Raw genomic sequence first — 19,348 nt, 5'->3', positions numbered from 1 at the left:
ATTTTAAAACTTGACGTTTAAAATTCAGAATTGATAGAGGAGGTGAGTATGGCATTTCCGACTGTTAGACCGGGTATCGGATGGTTTACCATCCCCGAAATGTTTGAGAGGTCTCATAGGCTTTATAAAGACCGGATGGCTCTCATGATGAGGGAAGGGGATGAATGGATTACTTTTACATATGATGAGATGTATGATCATGTTACCCGTCTTGCTAAATACTTAAAAGAAGAGCTTGGGCTTAAAAAAGGCAACAAAGCAGCGATTATTGGAGATAACTCTCCCTATTGGGCTATTACTTATTTTGCTTACCATTGGTTGGGTTTAACGGTTATTCCTGTTGACGCTCGCCTTAAAACCCCTGAAATTAAATATATTTTGAAGGATTCAGAGGCAGTGCTTATAACCGCTCAGGACAGATTCCTTGAGGACCTCTTGGAAATACAGAAAGAAGTTCCGACATTGAAATACATTATTTCTAAACAGCCCAACAAATTTAACATTGTGTCTCTTAAAGATATCTTTCAGAAAGTCAAAACTGGAATTCCTAAAGAAAACGTCGCCTTTGAAGACCTTGCAGTTATCCTTTACACATCAGGAACAACTGGAGTTTCTAAGGGTGTAATGCTTTTACACAAAAACATTATGTCCGATGTAGATTCTCTATATCAGTGCCTTGAGTACGGGCCTGGCGATACCTTCTTCTCTGTTTTACCAATTCACCACGTCTACGAACAGACTTGCGGACTGGTGGTTCCAATAGCTGGAGGAGCCGCAATTGCATACGCAAGTTCACTCAAGTCTAAAGTAATGATAGAAGAAATGAAGTATGTTAAACCTACCGCGATGTTAGTTGTTCCTTTACTGCTTGAGAAAATTGTGGAAGGAATTTTCAAAAATATTGAGAAATCAGGCATTTTAACAAAAGCTGTCTTTAACGGATTGAGAGGGACTTCAAAGGCGCTGGATACCTTTCTCAAAGGCAAAGCTTCCAAAGCACTGTTTAAAAGTGTTAGAGCAAAACTTGGGATGGATAATTTGAGATATCTTATTTCTGGTGGTGCAGCCCTCCCCAGGTGGGTATCGAGGGCCCTCGAAGAAATGGGATTCCCGATTCTCCAGGGATATGGTCTTTCTGAAACTTCTCCTGTTATAACTCTGAATCCCATCTGTTGTCCTAAGAACGATAGCGCAGGCTTACCTGTCCCTTATGCAGAGATTAAGATTTATGAACCTAATGAAGAAGGAGTCGGCGAAATCGCCGTTAAGGGGCCTATGGTAATGGCTGGATATTATAAAAACGAGGAAGCCACTAAAGAAGTATTTACCGAGGACGGATGGTTCCTTACGGGTGACCTGGGCTATATCGACAAGGATGGCTATGTATATATTACGGGTAGGAGGAAAAATGTAATCGTAACCGCTGGCGGAAAGAATGTATACCCTGAGGAGGTTGAAACTGCACTTCTACGCTCACCATACATTGCCGAGGTTCTGGTACTTGGTGCCTACGACCCCGACACCAAAAAAGAAGAGGTTCACGCTATAGTATACCCGAACTTTGAAGCAGTCCAGCAATACTTCGAAGAGCAGGGCATCAAAAATCCAACTATCGACGATATTTACAAACTTATTGACAGAGAAATTGACACCTACTGCAATGATCTGGCTGAGTACAAACGGGTAAAGAAGTTTACTATTCGTGAAGAAGAATTTCCCAAAACAACATCGATGAAGATAAAGCGTTATCTATTCCAGCAACAGTATAGAGATACTAAGAAAAAATAGCATTTAAACAGAAGCCAAAGTTATAAATACTAGTCACACTTTTACAAATCTATAAAGCTTACAAATTGTAGAATCTGCTCTAATTAATTGCCTTCGATACTGCTTATTACAAGCTTTATCTCATGTAAAAGGTGCGCGGGATTTTTGATTGGGAAATGCAATTTTTCAATGACCTCTTCAGAAGGAAGATTCTTAATCTTCAAGCCCGTTAGTCTCTCTTTGAGGACAGAGCCTTCTTCGATTGGGTATTTTATTCCTTTTGTGCATTTAAGAACAGCATATGCCCACGGTATATCAAGGGCCTTTGCCACATCTTCAGCAGCCAACCCATAATATTGAACGAGAGTTTCTGCATCATTCCCTTCTTTTACCATCTTGTAAGCGAGTTTTGCTATCCCACCAGCAGTGTGCACCTTCATCTCCCTGATCTCTTCCTTGGCAAGTTCTTCAAGCTTTTTGATCTTCTCCATGGCAAGGGTTGGATCGGCTCTTAGTATATTCCTAACGGTATTTCTCGTAAGCCCAACCCTTTTTGCTATTTCGTCTTCCGTTCTTAGATATTCATCTCTTAGAACTATTACGTATGCTGCTCTTGCTAAGCTTGGAAGCCATGTAAGAGTCCTGAATTCCGCAAGTTTATTTAGTCCACCAAGAAGGTCTATAGACTTGAAAAAGACCCTACTGACAAGATACTCAAGGTCCTTTTCATTCATTTCTGCTTGTGGTAACCCCGTAATTTCTATCACCATTGTTACCCTCCTATTGGTTCCTTAATTATAAGCAAACCTGTATCTGTAATTTCTAAAAAATGGGTTCTTGTATCATGTCCCGACATTCTGCATCCATCGATTCTAAATAATCTAACAATGTCACCCAATGGTTTTCTATATAACCGTGCTTTATAGACCGAATCCACTAATTCCTTTGCCAGTACCATCGTTCCATCTACTATGTGCCCCACAGCATATCCCCCAGCTGCCTCAGCCGTCAGTTCCTCATGTCCACTTCTTTTCTGCGATACAAAAAGGGCAGTTTGATACCACTTTTTCATGTAGTTATACATTCTTCTCACCACTGCACGAGCCATCATTTCCTTATTCTCAAAGAGTCCGGTAATTGAATCTACAACAGTGAACTTAACTTTATAAGTCTTTATCACGTAGGTTAGAGTTGCAAGTAAGTCTGGTATATTCTCTCTGATTCGAGTAGAAGAGGCAGCATCAATCAATATTATGTTATCTTGAAACTGGTCAAAATTCAACCCCATTGCCATAGCCCTTAATTTCAGTGAGGCAACAACAAAATTTGCCGGAGATTCTACTGTTATGAAGGCCACTTTGTCGCCCTTGCTTGCTCTGTATACTGTAAATTGCTCAACTATAAGCGATTTTCCTGTGTCCGAAACCCCTGTGATATTCATTACCGAGTAAGCAGGTATACCTTTTAAAGACTTCTTTTCCAGCCGATTCTTTCTGGATTCAACTATATAAAATAGATCATCAAGCCCCTCAATACCCGTTTCTACACCATAAATTTCGGGTGCCTTTTCCAGCGCCTCCGTACCAGTATACACCGCTGATAAATCGGGCTCAATCCTTTGTTCCTCCTGATAATCTTCAGGCATAATCTTACTCCTTTTATTTAATAATAGCGGAGAAAATCTGATAAGTCAAGAATTCGGCGTTCCTCAAAATTAATCTACTCGAAATGGGATAGCTTCTTGAAAAACAATAAAACGGAGACCAAATTGCATTTTTTATTCTTCAAAATCGACGCAGATGAAGGTGGTGGGCAGGGTGTTAAGAGTTGGGGTGTAAGCTAAAAGGGAAAAAGTAGGTAAGTAAGTCTGAGAGGTAATATAAAGGTAATAAAATGAACACAGGTCGCAATTAGGTTACAAAGGGAGCTCGACAGGGCTTACAACAAGAAAAAAGCCTAAAATGGGTATCAAAACAAAAGTAAAAGATCGTTTAAGTAAACTTAATTTTGATAGAGTACGTATTCCCACGAATCCCAAGCCCCAGTGTTTCACATAAAAGTTCAATCTGACAACTAATTGGAATAAGAATCAAACTTAGTCCATCTAATTTGAAAGGTAAAACTCTCTGTTTAAAGGCTTTTTAATTTAATGAATCAATCCTTTACGATTAATCCGTCACGGATTCTTATTATTTTTTGGGCCCTTTTGGCCACTTCAGAGTCGTGGGTTACAACTACGATTGTTCTTCCATCTTTATGTAATTCGTCAAAAATATTCAGAATTTCAGTAGCGGATACTGAATCAAGGTTTCCCGTTGGCTCATCAGCAAGGATTATTTTGGGGTCATTAGCTAAGGCCCTCGCAATAGCAACCCTTTGCCTTTCGCCCCCTGAGAGTTCTGTGGGCTTGTGATTAATCCTGTGGCCTATACCTAATCTTTCTAACAATTTTATTGCTCTGGCCCTTCTTTCGGCCGGCGGAACTTTTGCATATATCATTGGAAGTTCGACATTCTCGACGGCAGTAAATCTGGGTAGTAAATTGAAGTTCTGAAATACAAATCCAACCTTTCTTTTTCTTATTTCAGCCAGTTTGTCCTCATCGAGGGTATGGACTGGAACACCTTCGAAATTATATATTCCCGAAGTAGGGGTATCAAGACAACCAATTATATGCATCAAAGTGGATTTACCAGAACCAGACGGTCCCATTATGGAAATATATTCCCCTTCCTTTATTTCCAAAGAAATTCCCCTTAAAACTTCAACGGGCACTTCGTCAAGAAAATAGGTTTTCTTAATGTCAATTAGCTCTATTAAAGGCTTCATGGTCTTCTCTCGAATCTTCTGCCAGGCTTTTTACCTTCGAAAGACTTTTCCCTTATTTCAAATTTAACTTTTTGGCCATCTTTTAAAGTCCGCAAAACAGTGTAAGGTCCCGTGGCAATGGTATCTCCCTCCGCAAGTCCTTCTACAATCTCCGCTTCGTTAGATGCTATTATTCCGAGTTTAACAGGGGTTTTATAAACTTTTCCACCTCTTATTACAAAAAGATAATCTTCTCCAGTTTTTTCTTTTCCAAGAGCCTGAACAGGTACTTTAAGGACTGAATCCCTTCTGTTTGTGATTATTTCACAGGTTGCAGTCATTCCAGGGTACAATATTCCAGTATCTACTATGGCAATTTCAACAGAATACTGGACTCCACCGGTCGCGGAAGATGTAGTGGTCCCTTGATAAGGGGCGGCAGATATTGCCCGCACAATTCCTTTGAAGTTTTTATCAGGGTAAGCAGTAACATTTATATTGACGGGTTGTCCCTCTTTCACTTTAACAATTTCTGACTCATCTACATAGGCATTGACCTTCATTTTCGAAAGTTCAGCGATCGTCATAATAACGGTTGCAGGATTGTTAACGGTTCCCATCACTACTATTTCACCTGCTTCTTTGTTTAAGCTTACCACTTTTCCAGTAATTGGTGATGTAATAACTGTCTTACTTAGTTGATATTCGGCGTCTTTTAAAGAGTAATAGGTCGATTGATATTGGGCCTTTAAACTTTCGAGTTGAAGTCTGGAGTTTTCATAATCTGTTTCGGCTACAAGACCCTTATCATATAGACTCTTAATCCGTTCAAAATCCTTTTGGGCTTTGTCAAGTTTATTTTGTAAATCGTTCAAACTCATTTTTAAACTGTTGACCTTTGCTTCGTAAGACTGCCTATCAATAAGGCAAAGGGTATCCCCCTTTTTCACGTAATCGCCTAATTTAACATAAATCTTCTCAATCCTCCCCATTATATCGGACCCGATATCTACCTGTTTTTCTGCTTTAATTTCACCATCTGCCCGGACAACTTCCTGAATTCGTCCTCTTGTTACAATTTGAGCTTCAACAGTAGGTGTATTTTTGCCAGCTTTTATAATATTAGCAGCAACTATAATTCCCAGCACAGTGATTACTGCAGCAATAATAACTATTCTTTTTGTTTTCATTTACCAACCTCCATTCCTGTAAGGTAAGATAAGTTTTCAATTGCTATTAAATAATTGTACTTTGCTTCTATAAGACCAACTTCACTTTGCAGATAACTTGTCTCTGCGTCCATTAATTGCAAAAGGGAAATTAAACCCTCTTTGTATTGTTCACTTGCAAGAGAATAGGCTGCCTTAGCCTGTTCAAGCCTTAATCTTGCAAGTTCAAAGGTTTTTGCGTTGTAAAGGAGGTCTTCGTAGGCACTCTTAACCTTTGCTGTTATGTCCAGTATCGTCTTTTTGTACCTATAAGTGTAGGCCCTTTCAAGCTGTGACTTCTGAGCTACAGCAAAGGGATAATTCACAAGGTTTATATAGGCCTGTATTGTCCACTGTTCTTTTTCACTATAATCTTCGAGGCTTTTGGGCAAATCCTTACCGCTGTAATACCAGGTCTTTCCAAAGGAGATCTGTGGAACAAAGGAAAGAGTTGAATACAACAAATTAACTCGACTTGAATTCATAATTGCCGAAAGGGTTTTGACTGTGAGATTGTTTTTCAATGCATTCTCTATGTAAAATCCTCTCTCTCTAACCTGGAAGCTGTCCAGGGATGGTTCGTAATCCGCTAAAATAATAAAACTATCGTCCTTTAGACCGAGCAAAGATTTTAGCTGTTCGAGGCTTTTCTGATAGGCATTCTGTGCATTTAGAAGATTTATCTCAGCGTTTTTTATTTCTATTTCACCCTTAAGAGAGTCAGTTTTGGACACCATTCCCAGTTTATACCGTTCAACAATAAGTTCGTAATAAAGTTTGCTTCTCTCTAACGCCTTCCCATAAGCTTCCACGGTCTTTTTCAACTTTAGAGTGTTTAAAAACAAGGTTTTTAAATTCAGCAAGAACTGGAGCTTTGCATCTTCTTGAGAAGACATGCTATTTTTGAAATCGAGATAAGAGCCCACCACTCTAAAGAGGTTATTTGTAGCAAGTATGCTGGTAGTTAAAGAAAGGGTAGACCCATATTGTGGGGACAAAATTGGAGCAGGGGGATTCTGGTAAGTAATTTCATTCTTGTTAATTGAGAAATCTGCACTTCCAATAGCACTGGCAATGTTAGCTGCAAAGCCGATGGCGGAAGCATTCTGGTTAAACTTTATCTCTTTATATGTCGGTGAAAATTTTTCAGCAAGTTCTGAAAGATTTTCATACCTAACTACGATGGTATCGGGCGTATTAATCAAAAAAAAGAGAGAAAATAAGAAGAGTATCATCTTAACCTCCTTATCATCATTAGCGGATGTACCACGAAAATGTATGCGAGCCATAGAATGCCTACTAATGCTATAGCATTCTCTCTTTTCATTTTTGCATACTTTTCCAGACCAATGGCAGCCACTACAAGGGACCAGATCGTGAAGAGGTCAACCTGACTGGCAACGTTTGCTATATAACTTGTCTTATCAGAGAAAAATATGCCCAAATCAGTTCTTACAAAAGGATTTCTTGTTAGAATCGCAACAGGGAGTTTTATGATAGCAGAAAGGGAGGATATGTAACGGGAGAAAGAGAAAATTGTAAAGGCTTTAAAGTATGGCAATTCCCCTCCAAGAATGGGAGCAGCAATGTTGTAAATCAGCGCAAGCAATGCAATTTTTATTGGATAAACAATAAGAATTGAGGCTGATCCAATGATGACACGTCTCGGGGAATACAATATCTTAAGTGCCCGCGACTGTTGCTCCTCCGGAAGCTCTGCAATGCGTTCTAAAGCGCTTGAGAGAATTTCCTGTTTTAGAAATATTTGTATTGCGATGAAAAACAGAATGCTAATAAGCAAGCCGACAATGAGCGGAGTCCAGGGCTTTTGCTCCTCTTCAAAAACCTTTTCAGGTGCATATATTACCCATAGTAGATTCTTCATAATTCCACCCTTTTTACTCGTACCTTAAAGCCTCAACAGGATTGAGTTTTGAGGCTTTTCTCGCAGGATAAATACCAAAAAATAAACCAACAGCTGATGAAAAACCTAACCCCACAATTACACTCCATAGGGGTATAGAAGCGGGTAGAGGAGTAAGTAAGGAAACAACCTTACCAAAAATGAACCCAAGTACAACGCCAATAAGCCCCCCAATAGTGGTTAATAAAATAGCCTCTATAAGAAACAAGAGCATTATGTCTTTAGGTGTTGCGCCAACAGCCTTCCTCACCCCGATTTCTCTTGTCCTCTCTGTTACCGAAACCAGCATAATATTCATAATTCCAATACCACCTACAATCAGAGCCATTGAAGCAATTGCAACCATTGCGATAAATATTCCACCTGTTATCTGCTTATAGGCAGAAATCAGCATCTCTGAAGTGTTAAGGAAGAAATTATTGTCCTCCGTAAACCTTATGCCTCTTCTTGCCCTCATAAGACTTTCAATGGCGCTCATCCCCTTTTCAAGCGGAACGTCATCCCTTATTTTGGCAACGATTTGAAGACTTCGGAATATTCTGTAAGGACCAAATCTGCCACGCACAGGAAAATATTTTAGTGCTGTTGTGATAGGTATTAATAAAACATTATCCATATTTTGCCCAAGGAGTTGTCCCTTTGGTTTTAAAACACCTATGACGGTGAACTTATATCGATCAATCCAGATTTCCTTGCCGACGGGATCCTCATCGGGAAAGAGCCTTTGCTTAATAAAATCGCCAATGATCACATTGTTAGTTTTATAGAGCACGTCATTCTCGATGAATGGCCTTCCTGAGGCTAACTCGTAACCTGTAATAGCTAAGTAATCCGGCTCCACTCCGGATGGGTCTGCATCAACTGTTCTTTCCCTATACCTTGCAGTGACACCCCTTACAGGCTGAACAGCGGAGACGAGTTCGACCTCATCTAAACTCCTTATGGCTTTAGCATCCTCAATGGTTAAATCCGGTGTATTCATAAGCTTTCTTAACTCTTCCGGTGTTAATCTACCAGTAAGAATCCATTTATATTTCTGAACATACACCGTTGAAGTTCCCAAACCTCCAAGCACTTTATAGACATACTTATTAATACCATCGATTACAGAAACCATAGCGATAACCGTTGAGACACCCACAACAACTCCCAACGTCGTGAGAAGGGAACGAAGTTTATTGCTATTAAAAGTTAACCATGCCGATTTCAATAATTCAAGAATTCCATTCATAAAACCTCCATACTATTAGACGAAATTATACAACAAACTGTTCGCATCTTAAAATATAGTTATGGACATTAGAATTCTTGCAACGGAGAGTTTCGGTGTTAGATCGTTCTGCACCTTCGTGAAGACAAAGGACGTTAAGATCATAATAGACCCCGGTTGTGCATTGGGGCCAGATAGATTCAATTTGCCGCCTCATAGACTTGAGGTCGAATCCCTCTGGGAATGTTGGCAAAAAATAAATGAACACTTAAAAGAATCAGATATTGCCATTATAACTCACTACCATTACGATCATCACCACTACTGCAATGCTTATCTTTATGAAGACAAGATTCTCCTTGTGAAGGATTTTTCAAATATAAACACAATGCAGAGGCGGAGGGCTGAAAAGTTCATAAAGGAATTAAAAAGTCCAAAATCAATAATACCTGCTGACGGCAAAAGCTTCCGGTTTGGAGAAACTGAAATTCAATTTACCCCTGCCTTGTCTCACGGTTATGGGAGAGAGGATATAAAGGTCATTGGAGTTTATATTAAGGAAGACGACGAAAGTGTATTTCACACATCCGACATTTCCGGTGTAATAGAGGATTCGTTATTTGGCTTTTTGAAGAGAAGGCAGATATCGACCCTTATTTTCGATGGATTTCCACTGTATTTAAAAGGTTCAGTGTTAAAGAACAAATGGTTTGTTGAATCTTTAAAGAGACTAGAGCACCTTATTGACATATGCGGAATAAAAAATTTAATTATTGACCATCATTCATCCCGGATTTCAGACTGGAAAAAGTTTTACGAAAAAATTTTAAACCATCGAGGACTTTCCTTTGCAGGAACCGCTGCGGAGTTCTATAGAACTGAACCAAAATATTTAGAGTCAATGAGAAGGGCTCTTTTTTCCAAAGAGTAGATTTTTCCAGCTATTGATGAAAATCTTTATCTGTTCTTTAAGCCGAGACCACTTTAAAACAATGACTACTAATGTCCATATAAGAACCCGAAGAAACCACCCTCTGTCTATTATATAAAGGGCTCTAAAACCCATAAGGATGTAAAGGAAGTGAAAAGCCTGGTTAACTTCCAGGTTCTTGGTAAGGAAAACCGCTAAGAAATTGATCACAAGAATAATGAAGAATAACCTGAAGGAGTATAGCCCTAATGAAGTACTATACAAAAGGGTAGTTACATAAAAAGCACTATCCACCCATCCGTCCCACTTACCAAGATAACCAAGCCTTTTACTCTTACGGGCAAAAAATCCATCAAGGATATCCGTTAACCAAGACCCAAAAACAAAAAACATAAAGGTATTAAGGGATGATCCCCCTTCGGGAATAAGTGATAGCATAAGAAGAACGAATATCAGTCTTAAGAACGTGAGAAAATCGGCAACTTTATAACCGAACTCGTATAAAAAATTCATCTTTTTTTTATTATATTCCTGAGCAACGAAATTGCCAAATAGCTCTACGAACTCAACCAATTTTCCACTTTTATTGCGACACTTAACACAACTAAATTGTATAGTAATTTTATTATCCGCAGCAAAACTTTTAAAATTAACACACTTGAGTTAAGGGCGAAATATGAAAATTGAATTTGGTGTCCGCACTTTAATAATGGGCATTTTGAATGTAACGCCTGACTCCTTTTACGACGGAGGAAGGTATAACCTCACTGAATTAGCGGTAAAGAGAGCAGAGGAGATACTAAAAGAAGGGGCAGACATAATCGATATAGGAGGCGAATCGACACGGCCCGGCGCTGATCCTGTAACTTTACAGGAAGAACTGGATAGGATAATCCCTGTAATCGAGAAGTTAAAAGGATTTCCAATTCCTATATCCATTGACACCTATAAATCCGAGGTGGCAGAGGAAGCATGTAAACAAGGTGCCTCCATTATCAATGACATTTCAGGGCTAACCGCCGATGAAAAAATGGTTGAAGTTGCAAGAAAATACGGCGCTTATGTGATCATCATGCACATGAAAGGTACTCCCAAAAATATGCAGTTAAATCCCACTTACTCAGATGTAGTTGGAGAAATAAGGGAGTTCCTTATTAAGCAATCGAATTACGCTCTATCTAACGGCATACCAAGGGATAAAATAATCATTGACCCTGGTATTGGCTTTGGTAAAACTTTAGAACACAATCTGGAAATCCTAAAAAATATCGACGAGTTCAAAAAAATCGGATTCCCACTACTCGTAGGACATTCGAGGAAGTCGATGATCGGGATGTTATTAGGCAATATTCCGCCTGGGGAGCGGCTTTACGGTACTCTTGGGGTGAGCGCCTATCTTATAATGAGAGGTGTTGATATTATTAGGGTCCATGATGTTAGACCTCATGTGGAGTTAAGGAGAGTCATTGAAGCGTTAAAATGTTGAAATACCTTTGCGTGTTTCTATTTTCAGTTATTATTGTAGACAGCTGTACCAGACCAAGAGATAATGAATATCAAAAAGCCCTTTTAAGGGTCAAAGACTTTTTAGCCTTTTATGATTCTTTAACTAAAAATTCAGCATCTATACACCAGCTGCAATACATTAATGCTCAGGCTAAGGAATCGGTAAAAACAAGAATTATCCCTTACCTTGACTCCATTAGCAAAAAGTTAAAGGAGCCTAAAAGAGAGAATATTCAGATTTTAAAAGCCTATTTAGAACTTTATTTCAAGGAAGCAAAGAGTGCAGAGGAGTACAATAAACTGAAAGCGTTGGAAAAGGATGTTGAAAAGATCTTAAAGGAGGCGCGGGGAAATGAACGTGATTTCAAGAGATGAGGCGATAAAGTGGATCGAGGAATACATAAGTAAGAAAAATCTTATTAAACATATGCTCGCTACAGGGGCTTGCATGAAAGCCCTTGCAAGAAAATTCAACGAAGATGAAAATCTCTGGGAACTTGCCGGCCTTTTACACGACATTGATTATGAAAAAACCGTTGACAATCCGGAGCGCCATGGCTACATTAGCTTAGAAATTTTAAAAGACAAAGGACTTGATAACCAGATTATCTTCGATGCCATTTTGGCCCATTGCAATAAAAAGCCTTTAGAAAAGAATATTGAGAAAGCCATATACGCTGTTGATCCCACAACAGGATTTATCGTAGCATGCGCTCTAATGCATCCTTCAAAATCACTGGATGGTCTCGATTTAGATTTTATGATAAAGAGATTCAAAGAAAAAAGATTTGCAGCGGGTGCTTCCCGCGAGCAAATGAAAAGCATTGAATCCCTTGGAATCTCCCTTGAAGAATTTTTAGAAATTTGCCTTGAAGCAATGCGATCAATCAAGAACGAGCTTGAGCTTTAATGATGCACATAGTAGGCCTAATATTTATTCTCTACAGTGAAAGTTTTAAGAACAGCCTTCTCTCTTTTAGAAATCTGGATTTTGGAAAGGGCGATAGCCTTTTAAACGTTGCCTTTTTTGAATCGGACAGCCTTTTAAAAAATGACATCCTCTTTATAAAGGAAATCCTGACGAGGTATAGAAGCTCCGATGAGGTAAAAAGGCTTGCAGAATACTACTTGAGATTTTATTTTGCATACACTATTAAAAGCCAGTTGCCTGAAAAGTCAGAAGGAAATACAAGTGATTTTCTAAATTATTTGAAGCTTCTTGATAACCTGTCTCAAAAAGATGTAAGTTTCCAAACTTGCAAAAAACTTCTCGACACGATGAGTGACACCCTTTTATTGTTTCACGGGGCCTTCCTGACGGCCAAAAGATTTAAAAGTTACAACAAGGATGAATGCATAAATCTATTAAACGAACTGATAAAAAATTACCCTCAAACTCCTTACAGCGAAATCGCCTCAGGGTATCTGAGGGTAATTAAAGGAAATTAATTGCTTGTTAAAGTTATCATATTTTCTTCCTGAAAGTCCCAGTAAAGGTATACATCTCAAGACAAACTTCAATTCATGTCACAAAGTAAACAAGCACCCCCTTTAAGAACACAATAAAAAGCTTAGAATGGATTAATTATACAAACTAACGCAATTAAAGAGAGAATAATAGAAGCTCGGAGGTAAACCTTTATAGCTCAAATCCTTCTCAAAATAAAGTCTTGAAAGGCGCCAACCTTGATAAACTTCGCTTTCTCGAAGACTTGCTTCTTTCTTATTTTTGCAGATTTTGCAGTGATAAATCTCCAACTTTAGCAAAATTAAACTCTTAGCAATACTATAAATGCCGCAGAATTAGATTCCTTAAGTTTTCAGCTCTTTTTCACGTTACTCGTCAATTCAGATACGAGCCAGGCAAGAAATAGCGTTACGAAAAAGATGGGTACGAGGTTGTAAACCTTAATGTAATTAGAAAGCTTAAATAGGCCCCACAGATAGGTCAAAAGCGAGCCAGAAACTAAGGAGGTGATCACACCCCATTTATTAAACTTTTTATAATGCAGTGCCAGTAAGATGGCTGGCCCAAAGGAAGCACCAAGGGCACACCAGGCATAATCGAGTACGTATCGGTAGATAAATTGGACCTTTAGAAGAGCAAAAACAATTGCTATAACTGCAATTATAGCAATTATAATTCGGATAATTAGGACCATCTTTTTGTCTTCCAGCTTAATTCCGCGTTTCTCCAGAAATTTTTTCAAAAGGTCGTTAACAAAGGCTGTTGCACTGTACATTAACTGGGAATCTGCAGTGGACATAATGGCGGCAGTAATCGCAGAAAGGGCTATACCGGCTATTATAGGATGTGTATATATTCTTACGAAAGTAGGCATTGCTTGTTCGGGATCATTCAAATTGGGAATTAAGGCCCTTGCGATGATACCAATTATAACAGAGCCAAAAAAGGTTATTATCCCCCAGGTGAAGGCTATCAGAGCGGCCTTTTTAGCCTCTTTTACATTTTTTACCGTAATGTATCTTACAACGTAATGCGGCATTCCTATATATCCTAAGGAAATGCCGAGTTCGCCGATAATAAATCCCAAAGCAAAGTGTCCTGTATTATCTATCCATGGATTACCCAGCCCGGTGCCATAAAGTTTTGAAGCAAGCCCTGAAAAGCCGCCTGCTTTAATGACGCCCCATATTGGAAGAATTATAAACAAGGCAGTCATTAAAAGGCCTTGTAGCAAATCTGTCCAGCATACTGATGCATACCCACCCATAAGAACATAAGCACCTACGATGATTCCCCCTATAAGTACGCCCATTTTATAAGAGGCTATCCCCATACTATCCATAGTTTTTCCCGAACCCACAAACTGAGCTATCACATATGAGGTAAAAAAGATGATTATGATCACCGAGGCAATTCCTCTTATCAAAAAAGTATTATCACCAACCTTATCAGCAAGGAAGTCAGAAACGGTATAAGAACCCAGTTCACCAGATTCTTTGCGCAATTTCTTGATAACCAGGACGGCGCTCAGAAAATAGCCGAGAAGGCAACCAAGAGCAGCCCAGAGGGCTCTCATCCCGTGAATATAACCATAACCTGAAAGGCCAAGCATTACCCAGGCACTTTCAGCGGAAGCTGAGGCAGAAATCGCGGTCACGAGAGCACCTAAGCCTTTACCCGCTGCAATAAAATCTTCAAATTTTTTCGAATACTTGAGATCTGCAATGTACCCTATGACAAGGAGAACAACAAGGTAGATAATAAAAACTATTAAAACTACGAGGCTATTCATTGGTATCCTCCTTTAGGTAGGATATTAGAATGATCGCCCACATGAGCAAAGAGGGAAGTAAAAACACGAGCACAAAGTTAATGATGTGTTTTGAAACCATAAAATCCTCCTTTTTAGCCAAACTTTAAGGGCCTACCGAATAGGAAACCCTGCATAAATTCGATTCCAAGTTTCAAAGCAAATTCATAGTCTTCGTTATTTTCCACACCTTCTACGATTAACTTAGAGTTTATCTTTTTTGAAAAATCAAAAATTGTCTTCAAAAGTTCCTGTTTCACCGGATCTTTATGTATGTTTTTAAATAAAACTCTGTCATATTTGATATAATGTGGATTCAGGGAAGCTACCCTTTCAAGGGTAGAATACCCTGTACCAACATCATCTACAGCGATCTCAAACCCCAGTTGTTTTACTACCCTCTTAAGGATATCAAAATAAGCCTCGTTCTCTTCTGAGCTGTATGATAAGAATTTTTCTGTCAACTCTATGACTACAAAGTTTGGAGAAATTTTGTAATTATTTATCTTATCCAAAAATTCATCTGACAGAAGCACCGTAAAAGATGGCGGCGAAAGATTAATAAAGAGCTTTTTATTATCCAACTTTTTACTTTTCTGGGCAAAATTAAAGAACATATCGATGGCATTTAAAGCACAAACCTTTTCCAGATCTTTTAATAAGTTAAGACTTTCTGCCAAAGCAAAAAGTGCTTCCGGTTCATTGTATCCCGAACCCAGAGACCCCCTCGCAAGGGCTTCAAAGCCAAATATCAGTTTTTCCTTAACATTTACAATAGGTTGGAAAACAAAACTAATGTTCCTTTGCTCAATCATCCTAACAAGAGCAGATCTCTTGTCGTAATCTTCTCTTTCCAAGATTTTTCTAGCCTCATATTTTAATTTATCCATTTCTCTTGCAACTTGCCTTTCACTCCTTATAGTTGGTGCAGATTCTATTATCCTTTCAATGACCAAAACAATGGGATTTGGAGCATTTAGTTTTTCCCTCCTGATGTAATTATTAAGCCTCTGTTGCAACTCCTCTCTTATTATTTCTCTGTTCCTCTCCAAAAACTCTTTATCAATCCTTATTTGACCTTTTGTATCGTATACAAGGAGGGCAAGGGCTTCACCTCCCGGTGATAGAGAGGCCAGGATGTACTCTTCGATTCCAATTTTGCTTAACAGAAGCCTTAATTTAGAAGCAGCTTCATAAAGAAGCTGATCGAGATGCTGAAAGGTTAATATCTTCTCCAATTCTTCCCCATTCAGTATGGTGATGTAATAAAAGGCTACAGGGAGCCTTCGATCCAAAATTTTTGATATATCTTTGTAAAAAAGATCAATCAATGGCAAACCATTCACATGATCATAGAGGGCACTTTTTAGCTTCAAATATTCTACGTTCAGATCCACATTTAACTTAGGGTTCATTTTGCCCTTTCTTTCAGAATTTCCTCAACTCTGTTTATAAGCTCATTCGGCAAAAAAGGCTTTACAATGTAGTCCTTGACGCCTTCTTTCAAGCCAATGAGCTTATCTTCTGCATCAGCCCTTGCGGTTACAATTATAACTGGGATCTCTCGGTATTTTTCGCTACCTCTTATCATCCAAAGAAAATCCCATCCATCAATTTGGGGCATCATAATGTCGAGTATTATAAGGTCAATTTTTATCTTCTCGAGAGTTGAAACCGCCTCTTTTACATTTTTAGCAGTGTATACCTCGTATTTGCTCTTTAGGATATCTTTGATCAATTCAAGAATATCGGGTTCGTCATCAACCACGAGAATCTTCCTCATCACAGGCCTCCATTAATGGTAAATAGACCTCAAATTTAACGCCATTCTCGCAATTCAAAGCTCTAACAAATCCTTTGTGGAGCTCAACGGCTCTTTTTACAATGTATAGCCCAAGTCCAACGCCACTTTTTTCCTTTTTAGTCCCGTGATTTACCTGGTAGAAGGGCTCAAATATTTTATTTAAGTCCGATTCTGGGATCTTAGGGCTTGTGTTAAATAAACTTATTTTGAAGTAACCTTTATCTCCAATATTTTCAGAATTGGTTTTAACTTCTATTAGACCGCCATCAGGCGTAAATTTTATGGCGTTAGAGATCAAATTTTCGATGATTGAACGAAACTGATCATAATCAGCACAAACTTCTTTAGCTTCAAATTCGTTAATTAACCTCAGGTTTTTTTTCTTGATCTCATTATGAAAGATTTCTTTCACTTCTGCAAACACTTTTTCTATTTCGATTTTTGAGAGGTTGATCTTTATATTTTCGATTGCTATTTTAGAACTATATAGCAGTTTTTTTGTCTCCTCTTCGAGTCTATTTAAATTTCTGGAGATAATCTCAAGAGCCCTCAATTGCTCTTCGGACAAAGGTCCCATATTTCCAGAAAGCAAAAGTTCTACATAACCCTTACTCGCTGTGAGAGGAGTCCTCAGTTCATGTGAAATATTTGCTAATATTTCATTGCGAGCCCTATCCCTTGCTTCGAGCTCTTCAACCATCGCTTTTAAATTATAAATATAGGTGTTGATTGATTCAAGCATCGAATTCATCGTATCGGAAAGGTACATGATTTCATCGCCTGAATTTATAAAAGCTCTGACCGAATAATTACCGCTTTGCACGGACTCAGCGACTTGTTTTAATTTTTCAATGTTACTTACAAACCGCCCCATCAGAAGATTATCGATAAGTAAAGTGATCAAAAACAATATCGAGTAAATTAAAAATCCAAAAATAGCAATTAATCTTCTAAATTGAAATTCCTTTTCCCGTGAAAAACTATATAGGATGCTATGGACATTTCGCCCGGTTTCGTTTAGAACAGGAACGAGAACATAATATTCTTTGTCCAGTTTATCTTTGATTTCATAGCTTTTAATAAGGCGCGGTGATAGGGGCAAGTCTTCATTTTCCCTCTCCTTGGAAAACAATTGGGTGGTTGAGAAGACCATATTTCCAAGTGAATCAAAAATAACGATTTTAGATAAGTCCGGTATAGAATTTAAAACAAGGTTGATTTTTTCAGCAAATCGTAAGGGATTTGTAGAATAATAATCAAGATAAGTTTCGGAAACCTCTTTAAAGGTTAACTTCACAAAGGAAAGGGCATTTCTTTTCATATTTTGACTAAAAAATCTACTTGCCAATAGGAACAAAATCGAAATCAGTAGGGCATAAAGAACAGAAAAGGTTATACCAAAGGATGAAAGCAATTTTACCCTTATGGAACGGTATTTCATTTCCGTTTTATCCTACTAAGATATATTCGGCCGTCTATCGACGGTGTCCATTCAATATCTCTTTTCGTTCCAAAGTAAGTGCGCTCGAACGTTATTGGGCAGAAGGGCATATCTCTCATTATGATGCCCACAGCCTCACTCACCATTTGAACCCTGACTCTGGAATCTGCTGTTCTCATAGCCATCTCGACCAAAGAATCAGCAACACTATTAGCATAGGAAGATCTGTTAGAGATTCCAAAGGATGTTGCCTCCTTCGGACTGTGATAGTAGTTCAGCAAGTGTGAAAATCCTATACGGCTCTCAAAAACTACAGCAGCAAGGTAAAATTGAAATTTTTTAGCCTTTACCTTCTCCCAGAATTCAGGAGAGGGGAGGGGATTACCTCTAACATTCAACCCCGCCTCTTGCAGTTGACTTACAATCCTATCCCCCAAAGGTTTAACTGCACGTCCATAAGACAAAAGGTAAGGGGTTTGATTGTTGTACTTCTGAAAGATTTTTCTTGCTTTGACTGTATCGTATTCCAAGGGGGGAAGATTCCCAATATGTTCTACTATACTTGGTGGAAATATCTGATTTGCTGATGAAGCAAGGTTTTTATAGTAATCCTTGATGAGTTCTTCCCTGTTTATGGCCATTGAAACTGCATGGCGAAATTCGAGTCGATCAAAGGGATACGTTTCAAGATTGAAGGTAATACCTCTTACTGAAGATTCGGGTGTATAAACGAGTTTCCCATATTTTATTATAGTATCCGAAAGTTGTAAAGGGACATAATCAATAATATCGACTTCCCCAGCGATGAATTTTCTAATGCGCTCTTCCAGGTTTTCAACAAAAATAATTTTCGCTTCATCAATATAAGGTCTTTCGCCCCAATATTTTTCCCATCTTTTTACAGTAACAAAACTCTCACCTGATGCAATAACTCTGTAAGGTCCTGTACCACAAGGAAGACCAGTATCGGGGTTGAATCCCTGGGGGATTATGAAATAACTTATTAAATCGACAAGGAGATATTCATATGGAAACTTCGTTTTAAAAACCACAACAGAATCGTTCAAAGCGTAAACAGTATCAACGAAGACTTCAATTCCTCGAAAGTCTGATTTATCAAGTAACCTCAGATAGTAAAAGGAATAAGCAACATCGAAAGCTGTAAGGGGTTCCCCATTGTGAAATTTAACCCCTTTTCTGATATAAAACAGCCATGTGGTCTCATCTTTTCTTTCCCAAAATTTTGCAAGAAGCGGGCGTATATTATAGGCTTCATCTTCTGTCACAAGTGGTTCATAAATATTGCAAAGTATCGTCAGACTCGCCAATTCTTTGTATCTAAGGGGGTTTAAACTGCGAGGCGTGGATGCAAGTGCAATTACTATTTTTTTCTGGGGAGCCTGACAACTAATTAAAATCATAACTATTAATGGCACCAACATTTTCATCTTATTCATAGTCTAAATTTTAA

General features: G+C 38.5%; 19 protein-coding genes. 6 read left to right on the top strand and 13 right to left on the bottom strand.

Translation table 11 applies throughout. From position 1 onward, the window contains the following. The first annotated feature begins 48 nt into the window (after positions 1–48). Complete coding sequence (locus ABIM45_02230) at positions 49–1,788, top strand: AMP-binding protein (GenBank protein ID MEO0238728.1); 1,740 nt, start codon at positions 49–51, stop codon at positions 1,786–1,788. Positions 1,789–1,871: 83 nt separating this feature from the next. Here the strand turns inward: ABIM45_02230 and ABIM45_02225 are convergent, their stop codons facing one another. The 7 genes from ABIM45_02225 to ABIM45_02195 form a co-directional block, all read right to left on the bottom strand. After that, complete coding sequence (locus ABIM45_02225) at positions 1,872–2,537, bottom strand: bacterio-opsin activator (GenBank protein ID MEO0238727.1); 666 nt, start codon at positions 2,535–2,537, stop codon at positions 1,872–1,874. Between the two features lie 2 nt (positions 2,538–2,539). Then, positions 2,540–3,412 carry a KaiC domain-containing protein gene (locus ABIM45_02220; GenBank protein ID MEO0238726.1) on the bottom strand — a complete coding sequence of 291 codons (873 nt, stop codon included), beginning with the start codon at positions 3,410–3,412 and terminating at the stop codon, positions 2,540–2,542. Positions 3,413–3,921: 509 nt separating this feature from the next. Beyond that, on the bottom strand, positions 3,922–4,596 hold the full coding sequence (locus tag ABIM45_02215) for an ABC transporter ATP-binding protein (GenBank protein MEO0238725.1): 675 nt from the start codon (positions 4,594–4,596) through the stop codon (positions 3,922–3,924). Then, a complete protein-coding gene (locus ABIM45_02210) occupies positions 4,593–5,765 on the bottom strand; it encodes an efflux RND transporter periplasmic adaptor subunit (GenBank protein MEO0238724.1) in 1,173 nt (390 codons plus the stop codon). The genes ABIM45_02215 and ABIM45_02210 overlap by 4 nt, the downstream gene beginning before the upstream one ends. Beyond that, positions 5,762–7,018 (bottom strand): TolC family protein, encoded by a 1,257-nt coding sequence (locus tag ABIM45_02205; protein ID MEO0238723.1) that lies wholly within the window; start codon positions 7,016–7,018, stop codon positions 5,762–5,764. Before ABIM45_02205 ends, ABIM45_02210 begins: the two co-directional genes overlap by 4 nt. Beyond that, positions 7,015–7,668: a YIP1 family protein gene (locus tag ABIM45_02200; protein MEO0238722.1), complete on the bottom strand. Its 654-nt coding sequence runs from the start codon at positions 7,666–7,668 to the stop codon at positions 7,015–7,017. Before ABIM45_02200 ends, ABIM45_02205 begins: the two co-directional genes overlap by 4 nt. Positions 7,669–7,681: 13 nt before the next feature. Further along, entirely contained in the window at positions 7,682–8,938 is a 1,257-nt protein-coding gene (locus ABIM45_02195) for an ABC transporter permease (protein ID MEO0238721.1), read from the bottom strand. Between the two features lie 61 nt (positions 8,939–8,999). Between ABIM45_02195 and ABIM45_02190 the strand changes: the two genes are divergently transcribed. After that, positions 9,000–9,848 carry an MBL fold metallo-hydrolase gene (locus ABIM45_02190; protein MEO0238720.1) on the top strand — a complete coding sequence of 283 codons (849 nt, stop codon included), beginning with the start codon at positions 9,000–9,002 and terminating at the stop codon, positions 9,846–9,848. Here the strand turns inward: ABIM45_02190 and ABIM45_02185 are convergent. Next, positions 9,816–10,361 (bottom strand): CDP-alcohol phosphatidyltransferase family protein, encoded by a 546-nt coding sequence (locus ABIM45_02185; protein ID MEO0238719.1) that lies wholly within the window; start codon positions 10,359–10,361, stop codon positions 9,816–9,818. The genes ABIM45_02190 and ABIM45_02185 overlap by 33 nt on opposite strands. Positions 10,362–10,524: 163 nt before the next feature. On the opposite strand from ABIM45_02185, the gene folP reads away from it, so the two are divergent. From folP to ABIM45_02165, 4 genes are read left to right on the top strand one after another with little or no spacing between them, the layout of a single operon-like run. Then, positions 10,525–11,334, top strand: coding sequence for a dihydropteroate synthase (gene folP / locus ABIM45_02180; GenBank protein ID MEO0238718.1), 810 nt, complete (start codon positions 10,525–10,527; stop codon positions 11,332–11,334). Continuing rightward, positions 11,328–11,729 (top strand): hypothetical protein, encoded by a 402-nt coding sequence (locus ABIM45_02175; GenBank protein MEO0238717.1) that lies wholly within the window; start codon positions 11,328–11,330, stop codon positions 11,727–11,729. The genes folP and ABIM45_02175 overlap by 7 nt, the downstream gene beginning before the upstream one ends. After that, positions 11,713–12,264 carry an HD domain-containing protein gene (locus ABIM45_02170; GenBank protein ID MEO0238716.1) on the top strand — a complete coding sequence of 184 codons (552 nt, stop codon included), beginning with the start codon at positions 11,713–11,715 and terminating at the stop codon, positions 12,262–12,264. The genes ABIM45_02175 and ABIM45_02170 overlap by 17 nt, the downstream gene beginning before the upstream one ends. Next, a complete protein-coding gene (locus ABIM45_02165; protein MEO0238715.1) occupies positions 12,264–12,803 on the top strand; it encodes a hypothetical protein in 540 nt (179 codons plus the stop codon). The genes ABIM45_02170 and ABIM45_02165 overlap by 1 nt, the downstream gene beginning before the upstream one ends. A gap of 371 nt (positions 12,804–13,174) precedes the next feature. On the opposite strand, the gene ABIM45_02160 is transcribed toward ABIM45_02165, so the two are convergent. From ABIM45_02160 to ABIM45_02140, 5 genes are all read right to left on the bottom strand, one after another. Then, positions 13,175–14,614, bottom strand: a complete 1,440-nt coding sequence (locus ABIM45_02160) for a sodium/proline symporter (protein MEO0238714.1) — start codon at positions 14,612–14,614, stop codon at positions 13,175–13,177. Between the two features lie 113 nt (positions 14,615–14,727). Continuing rightward, positions 14,728–16,047, bottom strand: coding sequence for an EAL domain-containing protein (locus ABIM45_02155; protein ID MEO0238713.1), 1,320 nt, complete (start codon positions 16,045–16,047; stop codon positions 14,728–14,730). Next, positions 16,044–16,415: a response regulator gene (locus ABIM45_02150; protein ID MEO0238712.1), complete on the bottom strand. Its 372-nt coding sequence runs from the start codon at positions 16,413–16,415 to the stop codon at positions 16,044–16,046. The genes ABIM45_02155 and ABIM45_02150 overlap by 4 nt, the downstream gene beginning before the upstream one ends. Then, a complete protein-coding gene (locus ABIM45_02145; GenBank protein MEO0238711.1) occupies positions 16,393–17,877 on the bottom strand; it encodes a HAMP domain-containing sensor histidine kinase in 1,485 nt (494 codons plus the stop codon). The genes ABIM45_02150 and ABIM45_02145 overlap by 23 nt, the downstream gene beginning before the upstream one ends. Next, a complete protein-coding gene (locus ABIM45_02140) occupies positions 17,874–19,334 on the bottom strand; it encodes an ABC transporter substrate-binding protein (protein ID MEO0238710.1) in 1,461 nt (486 codons plus the stop codon). Before ABIM45_02140 ends, ABIM45_02145 begins: the two co-directional genes overlap by 4 nt. Between the last annotated feature and the right edge of the window lie 14 nt (positions 19,335–19,348).

The sequence above is a fragment of the candidate division WOR-3 bacterium genome (assembly GCA_039803545.1).
Classification (GTDB): domain Bacteria; phylum Hydrothermota; class Hydrothermia; order UBA1063; family UBA1063; genus UBA1063.
Note: the sequence above shows the minus strand (reverse complement) of the source record. Positions and strands in the feature narration are given on the sequence as shown.

Excerpts from the sequence above, each read along its gene's own strand:
- ABIM45_02230 (MEO0238728.1), top strand. The coding sequence starts at position 49 with ATGGCATTTCCGACTGTTAGACCGGGTATCGGATGGTTTACCATCCCC.
- ABIM45_02225 (MEO0238727.1), bottom strand. The coding sequence starts at position 2,537 with ATGGTGATAGAAATTACGGGGTTACCACAAGCAGAAATGAATGAAAAG.
- ABIM45_02220 (MEO0238726.1), bottom strand. The coding sequence starts at position 3,412 with ATGCCTGAAGATTATCAGGAGGAACAAAGGATTGAGCCCGATTTATCA.
- ABIM45_02215 (MEO0238725.1), bottom strand. The coding sequence starts at position 4,596 with ATGAAGCCTTTAATAGAGCTAATTGACATTAAGAAAACCTATTTTCTT.
- ABIM45_02210 (MEO0238724.1), bottom strand. The coding sequence starts at position 5,765 with ATGAAAACAAAAAGAATAGTTATTATTGCTGCAGTAATCACTGTGCTG.
- ABIM45_02205 (MEO0238723.1), bottom strand. The coding sequence starts at position 7,018 with ATGATACTCTTCTTATTTTCTCTCTTTTTTTTGATTAATACGCCCGAT.
- ABIM45_02200 (MEO0238722.1), bottom strand. The coding sequence starts at position 7,668 with ATGAAGAATCTACTATGGGTAATATATGCACCTGAAAAGGTTTTTGAA.
- ABIM45_02195 (MEO0238721.1), bottom strand. The coding sequence starts at position 8,938 with ATGAATGGAATTCTTGAATTATTGAAATCGGCATGGTTAACTTTTAAT.
- ABIM45_02190 (MEO0238720.1), top strand. The coding sequence starts at position 9,000 with ATGGACATTAGAATTCTTGCAACGGAGAGTTTCGGTGTTAGATCGTTC.
- ABIM45_02185 (MEO0238719.1), bottom strand. The coding sequence starts at position 10,361 with ATGAATTTTTTATACGAGTTCGGTTATAAAGTTGCCGATTTTCTCACG.
- folP (MEO0238718.1), top strand. The coding sequence starts at position 10,525 with ATGAAAATTGAATTTGGTGTCCGCACTTTAATAATGGGCATTTTGAAT.
- ABIM45_02175 (MEO0238717.1), top strand. The coding sequence starts at position 11,328 with ATGTTGAAATACCTTTGCGTGTTTCTATTTTCAGTTATTATTGTAGAC.
- ABIM45_02165 (MEO0238715.1), top strand. The coding sequence starts at position 12,264 with ATGATGCACATAGTAGGCCTAATATTTATTCTCTACAGTGAAAGTTTT.
- ABIM45_02160 (MEO0238714.1), bottom strand. The coding sequence starts at position 14,614 with ATGAATAGCCTCGTAGTTTTAATAGTTTTTATTATCTACCTTGTTGTT.
- ABIM45_02155 (MEO0238713.1), bottom strand. The coding sequence starts at position 16,047 with ATGAACCCTAAGTTAAATGTGGATCTGAACGTAGAATATTTGAAGCTA.
- ABIM45_02150 (MEO0238712.1), bottom strand. The coding sequence starts at position 16,415 with ATGAGGAAGATTCTCGTGGTTGATGACGAACCCGATATTCTTGAATTG.
- ABIM45_02145 (MEO0238711.1), bottom strand. The coding sequence starts at position 17,877 with ATGAAATACCGTTCCATAAGGGTAAAATTGCTTTCATCCTTTGGTATA.
- ABIM45_02140 (MEO0238710.1), bottom strand. The coding sequence starts at position 19,334 with ATGAATAAGATGAAAATGTTGGTGCCATTAATAGTTATGATTTTAATT.